Below are 17,226 nucleotides of genomic sequence, written 5' to 3' on the forward strand. Positions count from 1 at the left end.
CGGCCCGGGTTACCGTGGAGGGGTGACTCATCCCGGCGCCGCCTCCGAGTCGTACGCCGACGCACCGCCCGAGTCGTACGACATCCCCGACGACCCCTATGCGGGCGCCGATTGGGACCCCGACCTGTTCGCGCCGCCCGAGGAGTTCGACGCGCCGCCGCCCCCGGTCGACCCCGCCTCCGCCTTCGCGCGGGCGGCGGCTGCCACCGGGACGGCGCGCGAGCTGCCCGCCGTGCGCGACTTCACCGGACACGACCCGCGGGCGGTGCTGCACGAGGTCTACGGCTACGACGCCTTCCGCGGCGATCAGGCCGACATCGTGCAGCACGTCGTCGACGGCGGCGACGCCGTGGTGCTCATGCCCACCGGTGGCGGCAAGAGCGTCACCTACCAGGTGCCGGCGCTCGTGCGCCCGGGTACCGGCCTCGTCGTCAGCCCCCTCATCGCGCTCATGCACGATCAGGTCGAGGCGCTCATCGCCAACGGCGTGCGCGCCGGCTACCTCAACTCCACCCAGGCGCCCGCCGAGCGGCAGGCCGTCGAGCAGGCCTACCTCGCCGGCGAGCTCGACCTGCTGTACGTCGCCCCCGAGCGGCTCAACGGCGCGCAGACCCTCGGTCTGCTGTCGCGGGGGCGGCTCAGCGTCATCGCGATCGACGAGGCCCACTGCGTGTCGCAGTGGGGCCACGACTTCCGCCCCGACTACCTCGCCCTCGGCGACCTGGCCGACCGCTTCCCCGGGGTGCCGCGCATGGCGCTCACCGCCACGGCCACGCCCGAGACCGCCCGCGAGATCGTCGAACGCCTGCGCCTGCGCGACGCCCGCGGCTTCGTCGCCAGCTTCGACCGGCCCAACATCCAGTACCGCATCGACGCCAAGGTCGACCCGCGTCGTCAGCTCGTGCAGTTCATCCGCTCGCAGCCCGAGGGCTCCGCCGGAATCGTCTACGCCCTCAGCCGCAAGACGGTCGAGCAGACCGCCGCGTACCTGGCGTCGCAGGGGCTCGACGCCCTGCCGTACCACGCCGGTCTCGACGCCTCGGTGCGGGCGGCGCACCAGTCGCGCTTCCTCCGCGACGACGGCGTGATCATGGTGGCGACGATCGCGTTCGGTATGGGCATCGACAAGCCTGACGTGCGCTTCGTCGCCCATATCGATCTGCCCAAGTCGGTCGAGGGCTACTACCAAGAGACCGGGCGAGCGGGTCGCGACGGCGACCCCTCGGTGGTCTGGATGGCCTACGGCCTCGGCGATGTCGTGCAGCAGCGGCGCATGATCGACCAGTCGCCGGGCGATCGCTCCTACAAGCTGCGTCTCGGTCAGCACCTCGACGCCATGCTCGCGCTGTGCGAAACGGTCGGATGCCGCCGGCAGAACCTGCTCGATTACTTCGGCCAGCGCTCCGAGCCGTGCGGCAACTGCGACACGTGCCTCACGCCGCCCGACACGTGGGACGGCCTGATCGCGGCGCAGAAGCTGCTGTCGACGATCGTGCGCCTGCAGCGCGAGCGCGGACAGGCGTTCGGCGCCGGGCACCTCATCGACATCCTGCGCGGCGCGAAGACCGAGCGGATCGCCCAGCAGGGGCACGACCGCCTCAGCACCTACGGCCTGGGCGCCGATCTGTCCGATCAGGACTGGCGCAGCGTCATCCGCCAGCTGCTCGCCCGCGGGATCATCGTCGCGCAGGGAGACTACGGCACCCTCGCGCTGAGCGAGGCCTCCGGCGGTGTCCTGCGCGGCGAGACGCCCGTGCCGCTGCGGCGCGACGCGCTCGGCCGCACCGGCGGCGGCGGCGGTTCGAGCCGACAGCGCAAATCGAGCGCCGACGACGTGGCGGCCGGCGACCGCGACCTGTTCGAAGCGCTCCGCGCCTGGCGTGCCGAGAAGGCGCGCGAACAGGGCGTGCCCGCGTACATCGTGTTCGGCGACGCGACGCTCCGCGCGATCGCGGCGGCACGTCCGGCATCCGTCGGCGATCTCGACGGCATCACCGGCATCGGCGCCAAGAAGCGCGAGGCCTACGGCGACGGCATCCTGACGGTGGTCGCGGCGAACTGACGGAGGGTGCACTCGGCGCGGCGCGGCGCGGCGCGGCTCGGCTCCGGCCCCGGCCCCGCTGGGGCTCGGCGCAGGTCGCGGAATCGGCACGTGGGTTCGCGCAACGCCGCCGCGCCCGGCGTCCGTTTCGCGCGCTCGCTTCGCGCCGGCCGGACCGGCCGCCGCCGGCCGGACCGACCGCCGCCGGCCGGGCCGCTGTGCGCCGGCCGGGCCGCTCTCAGACGTGCGCGGCCCGCTGAGACTGCAGCTGGCTGACAACTCGGTTGCAGGATGTCGCCGAGATGTCAGCCGCGTGCAGTCTCGCGGCCCGCGGGGGCGCCGGAGCGCGACGCACGGCCGCGCGACCGCGCGGCGCTCAGCGCGCGCACGGGAATGTTGACCACCCACAACGAGTCCGCGGCGTCGAACCCGGCGTCGTTGTGAACATCGCACAGGAGGTTTGAGTGGTCGTTGTGGAAGACCTACCGTGGTCAGCGTCCTTTACAACGTCGAAAGGTGCCGAGAATGACCGACGCCGCCGTCCGTCCCACCACGCCCGCCACGAGCACGCGTACTCCCGTCGGGGGTGCGCCCACCGCGGCGCACACCGCCGCCGAGGCCTCCGAGGCCCGCATCGACACCGAGCGCGTCACCGACCTGCTGCTCGGCACCTGGGGTCACGTCCGCCGCGAGGCGCGCGAGATGATCAAGGACCCTGCGCTGTGGCGCGACGACAGCCTCGGCATGGACGCGCACCGTGAGCGCACCCTCAGCCAGCTGCACCTGCTCGTGCAGAACAAGGCCGTCCACCGCGCATTCCCCCAGCGTTTCGGCGGCGAAGAGAACAACGGGGCCAACATCGCCGGCTTCGAGGAGCTCGTCGCAGCCGACCCGAGCCTGCAGATCAAGTCGGGCGTGCAGTGGGGCCTGTTCGGCTCGGCCGTGCTGCAGCTGGGGACGCGCGAGCACCACGACAAGTGGCTCCCCGGCATCATGAGCCTCGAGATCCCGGGCGCGTTCGCGATGACCGAGACCGGTCACGGCTCCGACGTGTCGGCCATCGGCACCACCGCCACGTACGACCCCGCGACCGAGGAGTTCGTCATCCACACCCCCTTCCGCGGGGCATGGAAGGACTACCTCGGCAACGCCGCGGTGCACGGCAAGGCCGCCACGGTCTTCGCGCAGCTCATCACGAACAACGTCAACCACGGCGTGCACTGCTTCTACGTGCCGCTGCGCGACGACGAGGGCAACTTCCTCCCCGGCATCGGGGGCGAGGACGACGGTCTCAAGGGCGGGCTGAACGGCATCGACAACGGCCGCTTGCACTTCGACCAGGTGCGCGTCCCCCGCACGAACCTGCTCAACCGCTACGGCGACGTCGCCGCCGACGGCACCTACTCGAGCGACATCGCCAGCCCGGGTCGCCGCTTCTTCACCATGCTGGGCACCCTCGTGCAGGGTCGCGTCTCGCTCGACGGGGCGGCCGCATGGGCGTCGGCGATCGGTCTGACCATCGCGATCACCTACGGCAACCAGCGTCGGCAGTTCGACTCCGGCAGCGGCACCCCCGAGGTCACGCTGCTCGACTACGGCAAGCACCAGCGCCGCCTGCTGCCGCGCCTGGCGACCACGTACGCCCAGATCTTCGCCCACGACGAGTTCCTGCAGAAGTTCGACGGCGTCTTCAGTGGTCGCCTCGACACCGACGCCGACCGCGAAGACCTCGAGACCCTCGCCGCGGCGCTCAAGCCCCTGTCGACCTGGCACGCGCTGGACACCCTGCAGGAGTCGCGCGAGGCATGCGGCGGCCAGGGCTTCCTCTTCGAGAACCGCCTGGTCGGCCTGCGCGCCGACCTCGACATCTACGTCACCTTCGAGGGCGACAACAACATCCTGCTGCAGCTCGTCGGCAAGCGGCTGCTCGCCGACTACGCGCGACAGTTCAAGGGCAAGGATGCCAAGCAGCTCGCCGCGTTCGCGGTCGGGCAGACCGCGGGCAAGCTGTTCCACGGTGCGGGCATGCGCCAGCTCGGTCAGGCTGTCACCGACTTCGGTTCCACCGCCCGCTCGGTCGAGCGCGGCCTGCGCGCCGAGCAGCAGCACGAGCTGCTCGCCGGTCGCGTGCAGCAGATGATCGCCGACATCGCGGGGCGGCTGCGTCCGGCATCCAAGCTGTCCCGTGAAGATGCGGCGGCGCTGTTCAACGAGAACCAGGCCGAGCTTATCGAGGCCGCCCGCGCCCACGGCGAGCTGCTGCAGTGGGAGGCGTTCACCGACGCCATCAACCGCATCGATGATCGGGACACCCTGAAGGTCCTCACGTGGCTGCGCGACCTGTTCGGCCTGCAGCTGATCGAGAAGCACCTGGCCTGGTACCTGATCAACGGGCGCCTGTCGACGCAGCGCGGGTCGGCGGTGTCCAGCTACATCGACCGCCTGTGCCGCCGCCTGCGCCCGCACGCCCAGGACCTCGTCGACGCGTTCGGCTACGGCCCCGAGCACATCCGCGCCTCGATCGCGTCGGGTGTCGAGGATGACCGGCAGAACGAGGCCGCGTCGTACTACGCCGAGCTGAAGGCGTCGGGTAACGCCCCGGTGCCCGAGAAGAAGCCGGCGAAGTAACGGCATCCGTCCCCCTCGTCCGCGACGAGGACAGGGGATGCCACCAGAACAGGCCGATCCGTCGAGGGTCGGCCTGTTCTGGTGTCACTCGCCTGTTCTCGTCGCGCGAGCCGTCGTGATGTCGGGGGCCGCACCTAGCCTGGAGGCATGAGCGACCTCGTGATCGGAGCCGACGGCGTCCCGCGCTGCGCGTGGGCGGGCGGCGACGCCGAGTACCTGCGCTACCACGACGAGGAGTGGGGCGTGGCGCTGCACGGCGACCGCCCGCTGTTCGAGAAGATGAGCCTCGAGGGGTTCCAGGCGGGCTTGTCGTGGATCACGATCCTGCGCAAGCGCCCGCGCTTCCGCGAAGTGTTCCACGACTTCGAGCCGTCGGTGGTGGCACGATTCGGCCCCGACGACGTCGAGCGCCTGCTTCAGGATGCCGGGATCATCCGCCACCGCGGCAAGATCGAGGCCGTGACCGGCAACGCCCGCATCGTGGCGGGTATGGCCGCGGGCGAGCTCGACGCCCTGATGTGGTCGTTCGCGCCCGGCGCGCACGCCACGCCGGCGACGCTCGCCGAGGTGCCGGCGGTGACGCCGGAGTCCGAGGCGATGAGCAGGGAGCTGCGTCGTCGTGGGTTCCGTTTCGTCGGCCCGACCACGATGTACGCGCTCATGCAGTCCTCGGGCATGGTCGACGACCACGTCGCGGGGTGCTGGCGCACGGCGGGGTGAGGCCCCGGTCGCGCGAGACGTGCCGCGGGTTGCTGGCGCACGGCGGGGTGAGCGCGGAGCGAACCCATGGTCTCGCGAGACGTGCCGCGGGGTGCAGCTGCCGTGGGCCGCGCGGACGCGGCGAGACGGCCGACCGAGCGCCCGATGCCCCGGACCCGGCATCCTGTCATCGCCGCGCTGCGTTCACCCCCGCGACGCGCTCGCGGCGTTCTGCGCATCGATTTCGCGGAGGCGGCGCATCTGAGCCCACGGGTAGAAAGCGATCCAGGCGATCGACGCGATCGAGGCGCCCATGATCATTGACGAGACGTCCATGACCCCGAGGGTAGAGAGGTGAAGCGGCCGCCGGATCCCCCGTGCGACGGAGATGCGCGTCTCACCCGGTAGAATGGACATCGGAGCTTTCGCTCCTAGCGTCGTCGAACGCACCGGCCCCTTCTTCTCGGGCCTTTGACCTTCACGGCGAACGGATGCGCCACCCGGCGCCTTCGCCCATGCAGCCGCAGCATCGCGGCATCCCGAACCGCCGTGCGCCAGTGCGCCGCGGCAGGAGTTTTCATGACGTCCCAGACTTTCGCCGACCTCGGCGTGCCCGCCCCCCTCATCGACGTTCTCGCCGCCCAGGGCAAGAACGAGCCCTTCCCGATCCAGGCCGACACCCTGCCCGACACCCTCGCCGGCCGCGACGTGCTCGGTCGCGGAAAGACCGGCTCGGGAAAGACCCTCGCCTTCTCACTGCCCCTCGTCGCGCGCCTCGCCGCCACGACCGACCGCCGCCGGGGTCGCAAGCCCCGCGCGCTGGTGCTCGCCCCCACCCGCGAGCTCGCGAACCAGATCGACGAGGTCATCAAGCCCCTCGCCGCGGCGTTCCAGCTGACCACGACGACCGTCTACGGCGGCGTCAACCAGAAGCGTCAGGTCGACGCGCTCGCCGCGGGCGTCGACATCCTCGTCGCGTGCCCCGGCCGCCTCGAGGACCTCATCGGTCAGGGCTTCGCGAACCTCGGCGACGTCGAGATCACCGTGCTCGACGAGGCCGACCACATGGCCGACCTCGGCTTCCTCCCCGGTGTCACGCGCCTGCTGTCGCGCACGCCCGCCGACGGCCAGCGCCTGCTGTTCTCGGCGACCCTCGACAACGGCGTCGACAAGCTCGTCAAGCGGTTCCTGCGCAACGAGGTCCTGCACTCGGTCGACGAGGCGCACTCGCACGTCGCCGCGATGACCCACCACGTCTTCGCGCCCGCCGACGCCGACGCCAAGAAGGATCTCGTGCAGACGCTCGCCTCGGGCACGGCGCGCCGCATCCTGTTCATGCGCACCAAGCACCAGGCCAAGAAGCTGGCGAAGCAGCTGACCGCCGCCGGCATCCCCTCGGTCGATCTGCACGGCAACCTGTCGCAGCCGCAGCGCGACCGCAACCTCGCCGCCTTCGGCGACGGCCGCGCGAAGGTGCTCGTCGCGACCGACGTGGCCGCCCGCGGCGTGCACGTCGACGGCGTCGAGCTGGTCGTTCACGTCGACCCGCCCGTCGAGCACAAGGCGTACTTGCACCGCTCGGGCCGCACCGCGCGTGCCGGCACCGCCGGTGACGTGGTGACGATCATGCTCCCCGAGCAGCGTCGCGACACCCTCGACATCCTGCGCAAGGCGAAGATCTCGGCCACCCCGCAGCCCGTCACGCCCACCTCGCCCGAGGTCGTGGCGCTCGTCGGCGAGGTCGCCCCCTACGTCAAGCCCGAGCCCGTCGTGGCGCAGCCGCAGGGCGGCGGACGCTCGCAGGGCGCCAACGCGCAGCGCAAGCGCGCCGCGCGTACCCAGGGCCAGGATGCCGCGGCCCCCGCCGCCGGTGGCGGTCGTCGCCGTCGCGGTCGGGGTGGCAGCGGCCAGGGCGCCGAGGCTCCCGCGGCCGCCGCGCACGCTCCGCAGGGCGGCCGGGGTCAGGGCCAGCGTTCGGCCGGGGCCGGTCGCGGCCAGGGCGGCGGGCAGCGCGCCGGAGCCGGCGCGGGCACCGCCCGTCCGCAGGGCGCCGGGCGCTCGGCATCCGGTACCCCCACGACCGGCATGGTCGTCGGCGGCGCGCGCAACCCGCGCACCAACCGTCGCGCCCAGGGCTGACCTTTCGTCACGGTGCCCCCGCGGATTCGTCCGCGGGGGCACCGTCGTACGCGGACCGGGCCGTCCTCGCCTGCCGTACGCGCGGGCACAACGGCGGGCGCCGGGGCTGGCGCGCCGTGTGCGCGGCCCGGTGTGCGGCGTGTCGGCCGTTGCGTCCGCCGTTGTGCACGGGCGCGCGGACGGTGGCGTGCGGGTCTCGCCGATGTCGCACGTGTGCGCCACACTGGTGACGATCCCGAGGAGTCGAACATGGTCCCACCCGACAGCCACGACGTCATCCGCGTGCGCGGTGCGCGCGAGAACAACCTCCGCGGCGTGGATCTCGACGTGCCCAAGCGGCGCCTGACCGTCTTCACCGGCGTCAGCGGGTCGGGCAAGTCCTCGCTGGTGTTCGGCACGATCGCCGCCGAGTCGCAGCGACTGATCAACGAGACCTACCCGACCTTCGTCCAGCAGTTCATGGGCGAACTGTCGCGCCCCGACGTCGATGCGCTCGAGAATCTCAGCGCCACCATCCGCGTCGACCAGGAGCGCATGGCGGCCAACGCACGCTCCACGGTCGGCACCGCGACCGATGTGCACGCGATGCTGCGCGTGCTCTTCAGCCGGCTCGGACAGCCGCACGTGGGGTCCTCGCAGGCGTTCTCGTTCAATGTGCCCTCGATCTCGGGCGCCGGAGCGGTCACGCACACCACCGGGGCGAAGAAGGGGACGAAGGAGCGCCGTTCGTTCGAGATCACCGGGGGGATGTGTCCCGAGTGCGAGGGTCTCGGGCAGGTCAGCGACATCGACCTCGATCAGCTCGTCGACAAGACCCTGTCCCTGCGGGCGGGGGCCATCCTGGTGCCGGGCTACACCCCCGACGGATGGATGGTGCGCATCTACAGCGAGTCGGGCTTCGTCGACGGCGACAAGCCCGTGCAGGACTTCACCGCGCAGGAGCACCACGACTTCTTCTACAAAGAACAGGTCAAGGTGCGCATCGCCAATACGAACATGACCTACGAGGGACTCGTGCCCAAGGTCACCAAGAGCGTGCTCCAGAAGGACCGCGACGCGCTCCAACCCCACGTCCGCGCCTTCGTGGATCGGGCGGTCACCTTCATCGCCTGTCCCGCGTGCGGCGGCACGCGCCTCAACGAGGGGGCTCGCTCGTCCCTCATCGGCGGTGTCAGCATCGCGGATGCCGCGGCCATGCAGATCAGTGATCTCACCGCGTGGGTGCGCACGATCGTCGATCCCGCCGTCGCACCGCTCGTCCAGGGGCTGCGCGACACCCTCGACGCCTTCGTGCACATCGGCCTCGGATACCTGTCGCTCGACAGGTCAAGCGGCACGCTCTCCGGCGGCGAGGCGCAGCGCACGAAGATGATCCGCCACCTCGGGTCGAGCCTCAGCGACATCACCTACGTCTTCGATGAGCCCACCGCCGGCCTGCACCCGCACGACATCCAACGGATGAACGAGACCCTCCTGCAGCTGCGCGACAAGGGCAACACCGTCCTGGTGGTGGAGCACAAGCCCGAGGTCATCGAGATCGCCGATCATATCGTCGACCTCGGTCCCCGTGCTGGCCGCGAAGGTGGCTCCGTGCAGTTCCAGGGAGACGTCGCCGGGCTGCGTGCCTCCGAGACGCTCACCGGACGCTTCCTCGACCATCGGGCGCAGCTCAAGGACACCGTCCGGGCTGCCTCGGGAGCCCTACCGATCCGGGGAGCCTCGCAGCACAATCTGCGCGGCGTGGACGTCGACGTGCCGCTCGGCGTGCTCACGGTGGTCACGGGCGTGGCCGGTTCGGGAAAATCCTCGCTGATCCACGGCAACCTGCCCGCCTTCGACGACGTCGTCGTCGTCGACCAGACGGCCATCAAGGGGTCTCGCCGCAGCAGTCCGGCGACCTACACCGGGATCCTCGACGCCGTCCGCGCCGCATTCGCCAAGGCCAACGCCGTCAAGCCCGCGCTCTTCAGCGCGAACAGCGAAGGGGCCTGTCCCGCCTGCCGGGGGCTCGGCGTCATCGTCACGCAGCTCGGATTCCAGTCGACGGTCGAGACGGTCTGCGAGCTCTGCGACGGCACGGGCTTCTCGGACGACGTGCTGTCCTACACGCTCGACGGCAAGAACATCGCCGAGGTGCTGGCGATGTCGGTGGTCGAGGCGTCGGCGTTCCTCACGAGGGGGCCCGCCGCGACCGTCCTGGGGCGCCTGCGCGACGTCGGTCTGGGCTACCTCACGCTCGGCCAGTCACTGAGCACGCTGTCCGGCGGAGAACGCCAGCGCCTCAAGCTGGCGATCTCGATGTCGAAGCCCGCGGCGGTCTACGTCCTCGACGAGCCGACGACGGGTCTGCACCTCGCCGATGTCGACACGCTCCTGCGGCTGCTGGATCAGTTGGTGGATGCCGGCAACACCGTCGTCGTCATCGAGCACCACCAGGCGGTGATGGCCCACGCCGACTGGATCATCGATCTCGGTCCCGGCGCCGGCCATGACGGCGGAACGGTCGTGTTCGAGGGGACGCCCGCCGCTCTGGTCGCCGCGCGGTCGACGCTCACGGGGGAGCACCTGGCACGCTACATCGGCGTGTGAGACCCGTCCTGCGCCCGGCGAACGGCGCGGGGAACGACAGCGGCACGGGCCGGCCGGGCCGTCAGCCGTGCGACGGCAGCGACGCGTCGTGGAGGTGGCGTTCGCCGTGCGACAGCACCTTGACCATCACTCCGCGACGGCGCAGGTCGGCGACGGCGCGGTTGGCGTCCTGGCGCGTCACCCCGAGGGCGTGGACACTGGCCACCACGAGCACGTCGCCGTGCGTCAGGGTCCCGAAGAAACGATCGAGACGGTTGGCCCAGCCCTCGAGAGTCTCGGGCGCGGGGTGGCGGAAGCCCTCGATGGGCACGCCGAATCGCGTCAGATCATCGCGCTGCTGCTTGACGGTCGGCATGTCGGGCCGGGCGACGACCAGGCCCACCAGACGCGACCCGGCGGGACGCGCACGCCACCAGTCGCGGTCGCTCTGCAGCTCGGTGAAGCAGCGCGGGCACTCGGCGGCGGCGTGTTCGACCGATACGTGGCCGGTCCCCGCGGCATCCGCAGACGACACCGTCGGGATCGAATCACTCATGGGAACCTCCGCGACCATTGTGCCCCACGGCCCTGCGAAATCACCTGGCCGGTTCGCGCCGCCCCGCCGTGCGCGTCCGAGTCCGACCCTGTCGAGACCGAGTGTCCCGGGTCCGCCCTCCGCGAAGGGGGCGGACCCGCGAGCGCCTCAGTGTGCGGAGTACCCGCCGTCGACCAGGTGGTAGCTGCCCGAGATGAACGAGGCGGCGTCGCTGAGCAGGAAGAGCGTCAGCGCGGCGACCTCGGTATCGGTGCCCAGACGCCCGATCGCGTGCTCGCCCTCGAGGTGGGTCAGCGCCTCGGGCGACAGGCTCGCGCGCACCAGCGGGGTGTCGATGAAGCCGGGTCCGACCGCGTTCGTGCGCACGCCCTGGGCGGTGTACTCGAGGGCGGCGACCTTCGTCAGCCCGACGAGGGCATGCTTCGCCGCGACGTAGGCGGCGCTGTGCGCGATCCCGACGGATCCGAGAACGGATGCCATGTTCACCACGGCTCCGCCCCCGGAGGCGACGATCGCGGGCAGCTCGAACTTCAGGCCGTAGAAGACGCCGTCGAGGTCGATCGCGCGCACGCGGTCCCAGGCGTCGACGTCGTAGTCGCCGATGGACGCGGCCGGGCCGCCGATCCCGGCGTTGTTGACGGCGAGGTGCAGCCCGCCGAACGACTTCTCGGCGAAGGCGACGGCCGCCTGCGAGTCCTCCCACTTCGCCGTGTTCTGGACGAACGCGGCCGCGGTCCCGCCCGCGTCGGTGATCTGCCCGACGACGGTCTCGGCGGCATCCCGGTCGATGTCGGTGACGACGACCGATGCGCCTTCCGCCGCCAGTTCGCGCGCGATGGCGGCGCCGATTCCGCTTCCGCCGCCGGTCACGAGAGCGACCTTGTGGGTGAACCTGCTCATGGGTGAACTTCTTTCCGGCCGTCGAGTCACCGCGGCTTTCGCGGCGACCGCATGCACCTGAATGAAAACAGGGCCGTCCGGCGGGCTATTCCGCTCAGTCCTCCTCGCCGTCGATCCGCAGCTCGAGGCTCAACTGGTCGGCGTCGAGCTCGGCGAGGGCGTGGCGCAATGCCGCGGTGCTGTAGCGGCCGTCGCGGCTCAGCGCGTGCAGGCTCCGGCGCATCGCCTCGATCGATGCGAGCCGCAGCTCGAGAAGATCGCGGACGCGGGTCGATGCCTCCTCGTCGGGCGGCTGCGTGAGCCGCGCCCCCGCGCGTTCGACCAGGTCGGCCGGGAACGGCTCGCCGTCGCGCCGGGTCAGCGACCCCGCCTGCACGGCCGCGACCGCGGCATCCCGCAGCTCCGCGTCGAGGGCGCGTTGCTCCTCGCGCGAGGGGCCCTCGCCGCCCTCGCCGGCGACTCCCGCGGCGCGCACCACACCCGAGAGGGTCACCCCCTGCAGGACGAGGCTGAACAGCGCGACGAGGAAGGCGACGAAGATCAGCAGGGAGCGCAGGGGCCCGAGATCCTCGGGCAGGGTCTGCGCAGCGGCGAGGGTCACGACGCCGCGCATGCCGGCCCAGACGATGACCGTGCCGTGCCGCGCCCCCAGGGGCGTGTCGCGGTAGTAGTCCAGATCGGCCATGGTGCGGGCGATGCGCGTGCGCATCCAGCCCACGCGTCGCGCGGTGCGGGCCGGGTCGTCGGCGCGGATACCGAACTGCTCGGGTGCGTCGCGATAGGCCTGCTCGAATCGATCGAGGCGCTGCTGCGCGCCCGCCACGCGATGTGCCGCGCGCAGGCGCCGACGGCTGCGTCGGCCCTGGACCCAGATGAGCCCCGACACGTACAGCGCTCGCACGACGAGCACGATGGCCAGCGCCGACAGCGCCAACCACGTCCCGTGCCAGAGGCCTTCGTGTTCGGCGAGGTTCGCCGAGACGATGTCCTTCAGCTCGAGGCCGAACACCAGGAACACGCCGCCCTCGAGGATCAACTCCACCGTGCGCCAGTTCAGGCGATCGCTCATGCGCTGTTCGGGGGTGAAGCGCCGGGCCGCCCCCTGGCCGGTGACGATGCCCGCCACGACCGCCGCGACCAGGCCCGAGCCGCCCAGATGCTCGGTGGGAAGGTAGGCGATGAAGGGGACGGTGAAGCTCAGGGCCGTGTTCGCGGCGGAATTGGACACCCGCTCGCGCACGCGCAGATTCACCCACCCGACCACCGCTCCCACCGCGAGGGCGACCACCACGGCCCACGCGAACGACGCCAGGGCGTCACCGAAGGCGAAACCGGATGCCACGGCGGCCGTCGCGGTGCGCAGCAGCACCAGCGCGGTGGCGTCGTTCAGCAGGCTTTCGCCCTCGAGCAGGGTGACGACGCGCGGCGAGATGCCCAGGCGTTTCGCGATCGAGGTGGCCACGGCATCCGTGGGACTCAGGATCGCACCCAGGGCGATGCCCAGGGCCAGCCCCAGACCCGGGATGACGGCCCAGAAGAACAGGCCGAGCACGAGCGAGCTGAACACCACGAGCAGCACCGAGAGCCCGGCGATCGGTGCGAAGTCGCGCCGGAACTCGATCGCCGGCAGCTGGACCGCGGCCGAGTACAGCAGCGGAGGCAGGACGCCGATCAGGATGATCTCGGGGTTCACCGCGAAGGGCGGGATGAACGGCAGCAGACTCACGCCCGCGCCCACGGCCAGGAGGACGAGCGGTCCCGCGATGTTGAAGCGCGGCCCGATGACGGTGGCGAGGGCGACCACCACCACGCCGGCGATGACGACGATGAGGGGATCGATCACCCCCTGAGGCTAGCCCTCCGCCCCCGCGTCGCGCGGGCGGCGGGCGTCAGGACTCGGCGCGCACCGCCGCAGCGACCGCGCGCAGGCCGGTGAGGGTCTCGCCGAAGCTCGTCGACAGCGGCGACAGGCCGATGCGCAGGCCGTGCGGGTCGCGGTAGTCGGGGATGACGTCCTCGCGCCAGAGCCGTGCCGTCACCGCGCGCATCGCGGGGTGCGACAGCGTGACGTGTCCGCCGCGCTCGGCCGCGTCGCGCGGTGAGGCCAGCCCGACACCCAGGGGGGACAGGATGCCGTCGGCCACCCGGATCGCGAAGTCGGTCAGCGCGACGGACTTCGCCCGCACGGCCGTGATCCCGGCCTCGTCGAGAAGGTCGAGGGTGTCCTGCATCGCGAGCATGGCGAGCACCGGCGGCGTCCCCGAGAGAAAACGCCGCATCCCGTCGGCGGGTCGATACACCGGCCCCATCGAGAACACGTCGGCGGTGCCCATCCAGCCCTGCACGGGCTGCGTGAGGCGGCGCTGGTGCCGGGCCGCGACGTACGCGAAGGCCGGGGCACCGGGGCCGCCGTTGAGGTACTTGTAGGTGCACCCGACGGCGAGGTCGGCGCCCCAGTCATCCAGTTCGACGGGCACCGAGCCCGCCGAGTGGCAGAGGTCCCAGAGCACGAGCGCGCCCGCCTCGTGGGCGATCGCGGTCAGCCCGCGCCCGTCGGCGAGGTAGCCCGAGCGGTAGGACACGTGGCTGAGCAGCACCACCGCGGTGCGCGGTCCGACCGCGGCGCGGAGCAGGTCGGCATCCACCCCGCGCGAGGTGTCGACGTCGATCCAGACGACCCGCGCACCCCGCTCGGCCGCGATGCCCTCGACGAGGTAGCGGTCGGTGGGAAAATCGTCGCGCCCCACCACGATCTCGACGCGGTCGGGATCAGCGGCGGACTGCGCGTCGAGGGCGGCCCGCAGCAGCTTGTACAGCAGCACGGTGGTGGAGTCGCCGATGACCGTCTGAGCGGATGCCGCGCCCAGCGCCAGGGCGCCGATGCGGTCGCCGATCGCGAAGGGCAGCTCCATCCACGCCTCGTCCCACCCGCGGATCAGCCGGCCGCCCCACTCGTCGGTGACGAAGCGTGCGAGTCGCTCGGCCGTCGCGCGCGGGGGACGCCCCAGGGAGTTGCCGTCGAAGTACACCAGAGAGGTGTCCGCGCCCACGAACGCGTCGCGGTGGTGCGCGAGAGGATCGGCCCCGTCGAGTGCGACGGCCTCGGCCTCGAGGGCGTCGGTGCGCGGATGCGGCACTGCGAGCCGGTCGACGGATCCGAAGTCGGGAGAGGGGTCAGTCGACACGGTCGAGCTCCTCGGTCGGGACGACCGTGCCGCGGCTGAGCCAGGCGGCGAGGTCGGCGGAATCGTCGGGCGCGGGGCCCGGGATGAAGGTGGACAGCCCGCCCACCGGGGCGGACGCGGGCCAGGGGTCGCTGAGGGCGTCGACGAGCCGATCCCCGCGGACCCCGGCTTCGTGCAGGGCGAGGAGTTCGCGACGGTTGAGACCGACGGGAAGATCGCCGTTGCCCAGGTCGGTGCCGTAGAGCACGCGACCGCCGCGCGCGGCGAAGGCCCGCAGGTCGGCGATCGCGCGGCCGCGGGCGGCACCTCGATGGATGTCGAGCGTCGAGATCCAGGCCTGCCCGGCCGCGACGGCGCGCGACAGCAGGCGCCGCGAGAGCGGCTCGCCGGACGGGGCATGGGCCAGCACGTCGACGCCGGCCTCGAGGGTCCGCTCGACCTGGCCGTCGCCCTGCGCGTGGGCGACCACCGGCAGCCCGCGTTCGCGTGCGGCCGCCACGATCGCGAACAGCGTCTCGTCGTCGGGAACGGGGCCCGCGTCGGCGTTGAGCGCGACCTTGATGACCGAGGCCCCGGCATCCGCTTGCGCGTCGACCGCTGTGCGGGCGCCGCCGGGCACCCCGGGATGCGGCGACCTGTCGGTGACCTCGCACACCGTCGAGGCGGGGGCCCACGACCTGCCCTGCGGGTAGCCGCCGGGAACGGTCAGAAAGGCACCGGCGAACGTCACACGGGGGATGCCGTCGCCTCGCCGCGCGAGGGCGACGGCATCGCCGCCGAGGTCGACCACCGCGGCGATCCCGCGTCGCGCGAGCGATGAGGCATCGATGAGGTGCAGGTGCACGTGGTGATCGACGAACGCCGGGAGCGCGGTACCGGTCTCGGCGGTGAGGGACCGCCGGACGGGCCGGGCGGCGGACAGGGTCACACCGGACCCGATCAGATCAGCGAGAGCTCGCGGAGCTTGGCCTCGACGTCGGCGTTGGAGGGCTCGACGTGGTGGCTGGAGTCGGGGTACACGACCACGGGGATGCTGGTGCGCCCCGAGATCTCTTTCGCGACGTCGGCGGCGGCCGGGTCGGCGACGAGGTCGACGTACTCGTAGTCGATGCCGAGCTCGTCGAGCTGCTTCTTGGTGCGGATGCAATCGCGGCACCAGTCGGCGCCGAACATACGGATCGTTGCGTCAGAGGACATGGTTTCCAGCCTACGCCGACCTGTCCGGGCGGGCGCTGGATGCCGGGCTCAGGCGGTGACTTCGTCCTCGAGGGGTTCGACGGCGCGGACGGCGCGGCCGACGCGGCTCTTCTTGGGGGCGTAGACCACGAGAGCGTGGAACACAAAGCGTACGACGAAGGCGGCGATCAGCGTGAGGGCCGCCGCGATGACGCTGGGCATGTGCGCCTGGCTCACGAGCACCCAGATGACGGGGATGCGCACGATGGCCTCGATCCCGTTGAAGGTGAACGACTTGATGAACCGGTGGCGCATCAGGCCCGACTCCTCGCGCATGTCGGCGAAGACGAGGTACTCGAGGGCGAGGAAGTTCGCCACGATCGTGACGATGCTCGCGATGACCGCCGCGATGAGGTACTGCACGCCGAGGAGCTGCAGTCCACCCATGATGAGCAGGTTGGCGACGGCGCCCAGGCCGCCGACGAGCGCGAACGCCGACATGCGGCCGAAGCGCAGCATGGTCAGCTGGGTCAGGAAGCGCATGCCCTGGCTGAACGAGGCCTTCGACTCGCCCGCGAAACGGGGCGCGAACGAGAACGGCACCTCGGCCACGCGCATCTGCTTGCGAGCGAGGATCTCGAGCAGGATCTTGAACCCGCGCGGGCGCAGCGTCTCGACCTCGAGGGCGTCGCGGTGGACCAGGAAGAACCCGGTCATGGGGTCGGAGCAGTTGTGCAGCTTCTTGGGGAACATCGCCTTGGTGAGCAGGGTCGATGCGCGCGACACCGTGGTGCGCACCGCGTTGGCGAGACCGTCCGAGGTGCCGCCGGCGATGTACCGGGATGCCACGACCACATCGGCGTCGCCCTCTTCGGCGCGGGCGAGCAGATCGGCGATGACCTCGGGCGGGTGCTGCAGGTCGCCGTCCATGACCACGCAGCGGTTGCTCAGCGCCGCGCGGATGCCCTCGACCACGGCCCCGCCGAGGCCCCCAACGGGGTCGTCGCGGTGGATCAGGCGCACGGGGATGTCGGCGGACGCGGCCACGGTGCGGATGATGTCGGGGGTGTCGTCGGTGGAGTCGTCGACGAAGATGACCTCGACCGTCCGACCGATCAGCGCCGCAGCCGTCCGGCGGACGAGTTCGGCGACGTTCGGACCTTCGTTGAAGGTCGGAACGATGACGGAAAGGTCCATGGGTGCTCGCGTTTTCGATCGGTAGCCAGAAGTACACAGCGTAGACCGGCCGACGCGTGCTCGAATTGGGATTGTGGAGCAGTTACCTGGGAGCTAGCGGGTGTTCACCCCAGCACCCGGTGGGAACCGATCTGCGA

At 71.5% G+C, this 17,226-nt stretch carries 13 protein-coding genes; 5 read left to right on the forward strand and 8 right to left on the reverse strand.

Annotated features, from left to right (window positions below):
- The first annotated feature begins 82 nt into the window (after positions 1-82).
- The 3 genes from recQ to ACIPVB_RS03935 all read left to right on the forward strand — a co-directional run bounded on the left by recQ (position 83) and on the right by ACIPVB_RS03935 (position 5,389).
- The gene (gene recQ, locus ACIPVB_RS03925) at positions 83-2,062 is read left to right on the forward strand and encodes a DNA helicase RecQ (RefSeq protein ID WP_400368180.1); all 1,980 of its coding nucleotides are present in this window, start codon (positions 83-85) and stop codon (positions 2,060-2,062) included.
- Between the two features lie 504 nt (positions 2,063-2,566).
- Positions 2,567-4,669, forward strand: a complete 2,103-nt coding sequence (locus ACIPVB_RS03930) for an acyl-CoA dehydrogenase (protein ID WP_400367157.1) — start codon at positions 2,567-2,569, stop codon at positions 4,667-4,669.
- A gap of 147 nt (positions 4,670-4,816) precedes the next feature.
- Positions 4,817-5,389, forward strand: a complete 573-nt coding sequence (locus ACIPVB_RS03935) for a DNA-3-methyladenine glycosylase I (RefSeq protein ID WP_400367158.1) — start codon at positions 4,817-4,819, stop codon at positions 5,387-5,389.
- A gap of 183 nt (positions 5,390-5,572) precedes the next feature.
- On the opposite strand, the gene ACIPVB_RS03940 is transcribed toward ACIPVB_RS03935, so the two are convergent.
- Positions 5,573-5,704, reverse strand: a complete 132-nt coding sequence (locus ACIPVB_RS03940) for a hypothetical protein (RefSeq protein WP_400367160.1) — start codon at positions 5,702-5,704, stop codon at positions 5,573-5,575.
- Between the two features lie 243 nt (positions 5,705-5,947).
- On the opposite strand from ACIPVB_RS03940, the gene ACIPVB_RS03945 reads away from it, so the two are divergent.
- A complete protein-coding gene (locus ACIPVB_RS03945) occupies positions 5,948-7,507 on the forward strand; it encodes a DEAD/DEAH box helicase (protein WP_400367162.1) in 1,560 nt (519 codons plus the stop codon).
- A 249-nt stretch (positions 7,508-7,756) separates the two neighbouring features.
- Positions 7,757-10,096 (forward strand): ATP-binding cassette domain-containing protein, encoded by a 2,340-nt coding sequence (locus ACIPVB_RS03950; protein WP_400367164.1) that lies wholly within the window; start codon positions 7,757-7,759, stop codon positions 10,094-10,096.
- A 61-nt stretch (positions 10,097-10,157) separates the two neighbouring features.
- Here ACIPVB_RS03950 and ACIPVB_RS03955 read toward each other — a convergent pair whose 3' ends face one another.
- From ACIPVB_RS03955 to ACIPVB_RS03985, 7 genes are all read right to left on the reverse strand, one after another.
- Entirely contained in the window at positions 10,158-10,631 is a 474-nt protein-coding gene (locus ACIPVB_RS03955) for a dehydrogenase (protein ID WP_400367165.1), read from the reverse strand.
- Positions 10,632-10,778: 147 nt separating this feature from the next.
- Positions 10,779-11,531 carry an SDR family NAD(P)-dependent oxidoreductase gene (locus ACIPVB_RS03960; RefSeq protein WP_400367167.1) on the reverse strand — a complete coding sequence of 251 codons (753 nt, stop codon included), beginning with the start codon at positions 11,529-11,531 and terminating at the stop codon, positions 10,779-10,781.
- 94 nt (positions 11,532-11,625) lie between these two features.
- Complete coding sequence (locus tag ACIPVB_RS03965; protein WP_400367169.1) at positions 11,626-13,374, reverse strand: cation:proton antiporter; 1,749 nt, start codon at positions 13,372-13,374, stop codon at positions 11,626-11,628.
- Positions 13,375-13,420: 46 nt separating this feature from the next.
- A complete protein-coding gene (locus tag ACIPVB_RS03970; protein WP_400368182.1) occupies positions 13,421-14,668 on the reverse strand; it encodes a kynureninase in 1,248 nt (415 codons plus the stop codon).
- A gap of 37 nt (positions 14,669-14,705) precedes the next feature.
- Positions 14,706-15,644: a hypothetical protein gene (locus ACIPVB_RS03975; RefSeq protein ID WP_400367171.1), complete on the reverse strand. Its 939-nt coding sequence runs from the start codon at positions 15,642-15,644 to the stop codon at positions 14,706-14,708.
- A gap of 11 nt (positions 15,645-15,655) precedes the next feature.
- On the reverse strand, positions 15,656-15,913 hold the full coding sequence (locus tag ACIPVB_RS03980) for a glutaredoxin domain-containing protein (protein ID WP_108319259.1): 258 nt from the start codon (positions 15,911-15,913) through the stop codon (positions 15,656-15,658).
- A 48-nt stretch (positions 15,914-15,961) separates the two neighbouring features.
- Positions 15,962-17,089 carry a glycosyltransferase gene (locus tag ACIPVB_RS03985; protein ID WP_400367174.1) on the reverse strand — a complete coding sequence of 376 codons (1,128 nt, stop codon included), beginning with the start codon at positions 17,087-17,089 and terminating at the stop codon, positions 15,962-15,964.
- Positions 17,090-17,226 lie beyond the last annotated feature (137 nt).

It is taken from the genome of Microbacterium sp. NPDC090007 (assembly GCF_044748345.1).
GTDB lineage: Bacteria > Actinomycetota > Actinomycetes > Actinomycetales > Microbacteriaceae > Microbacterium.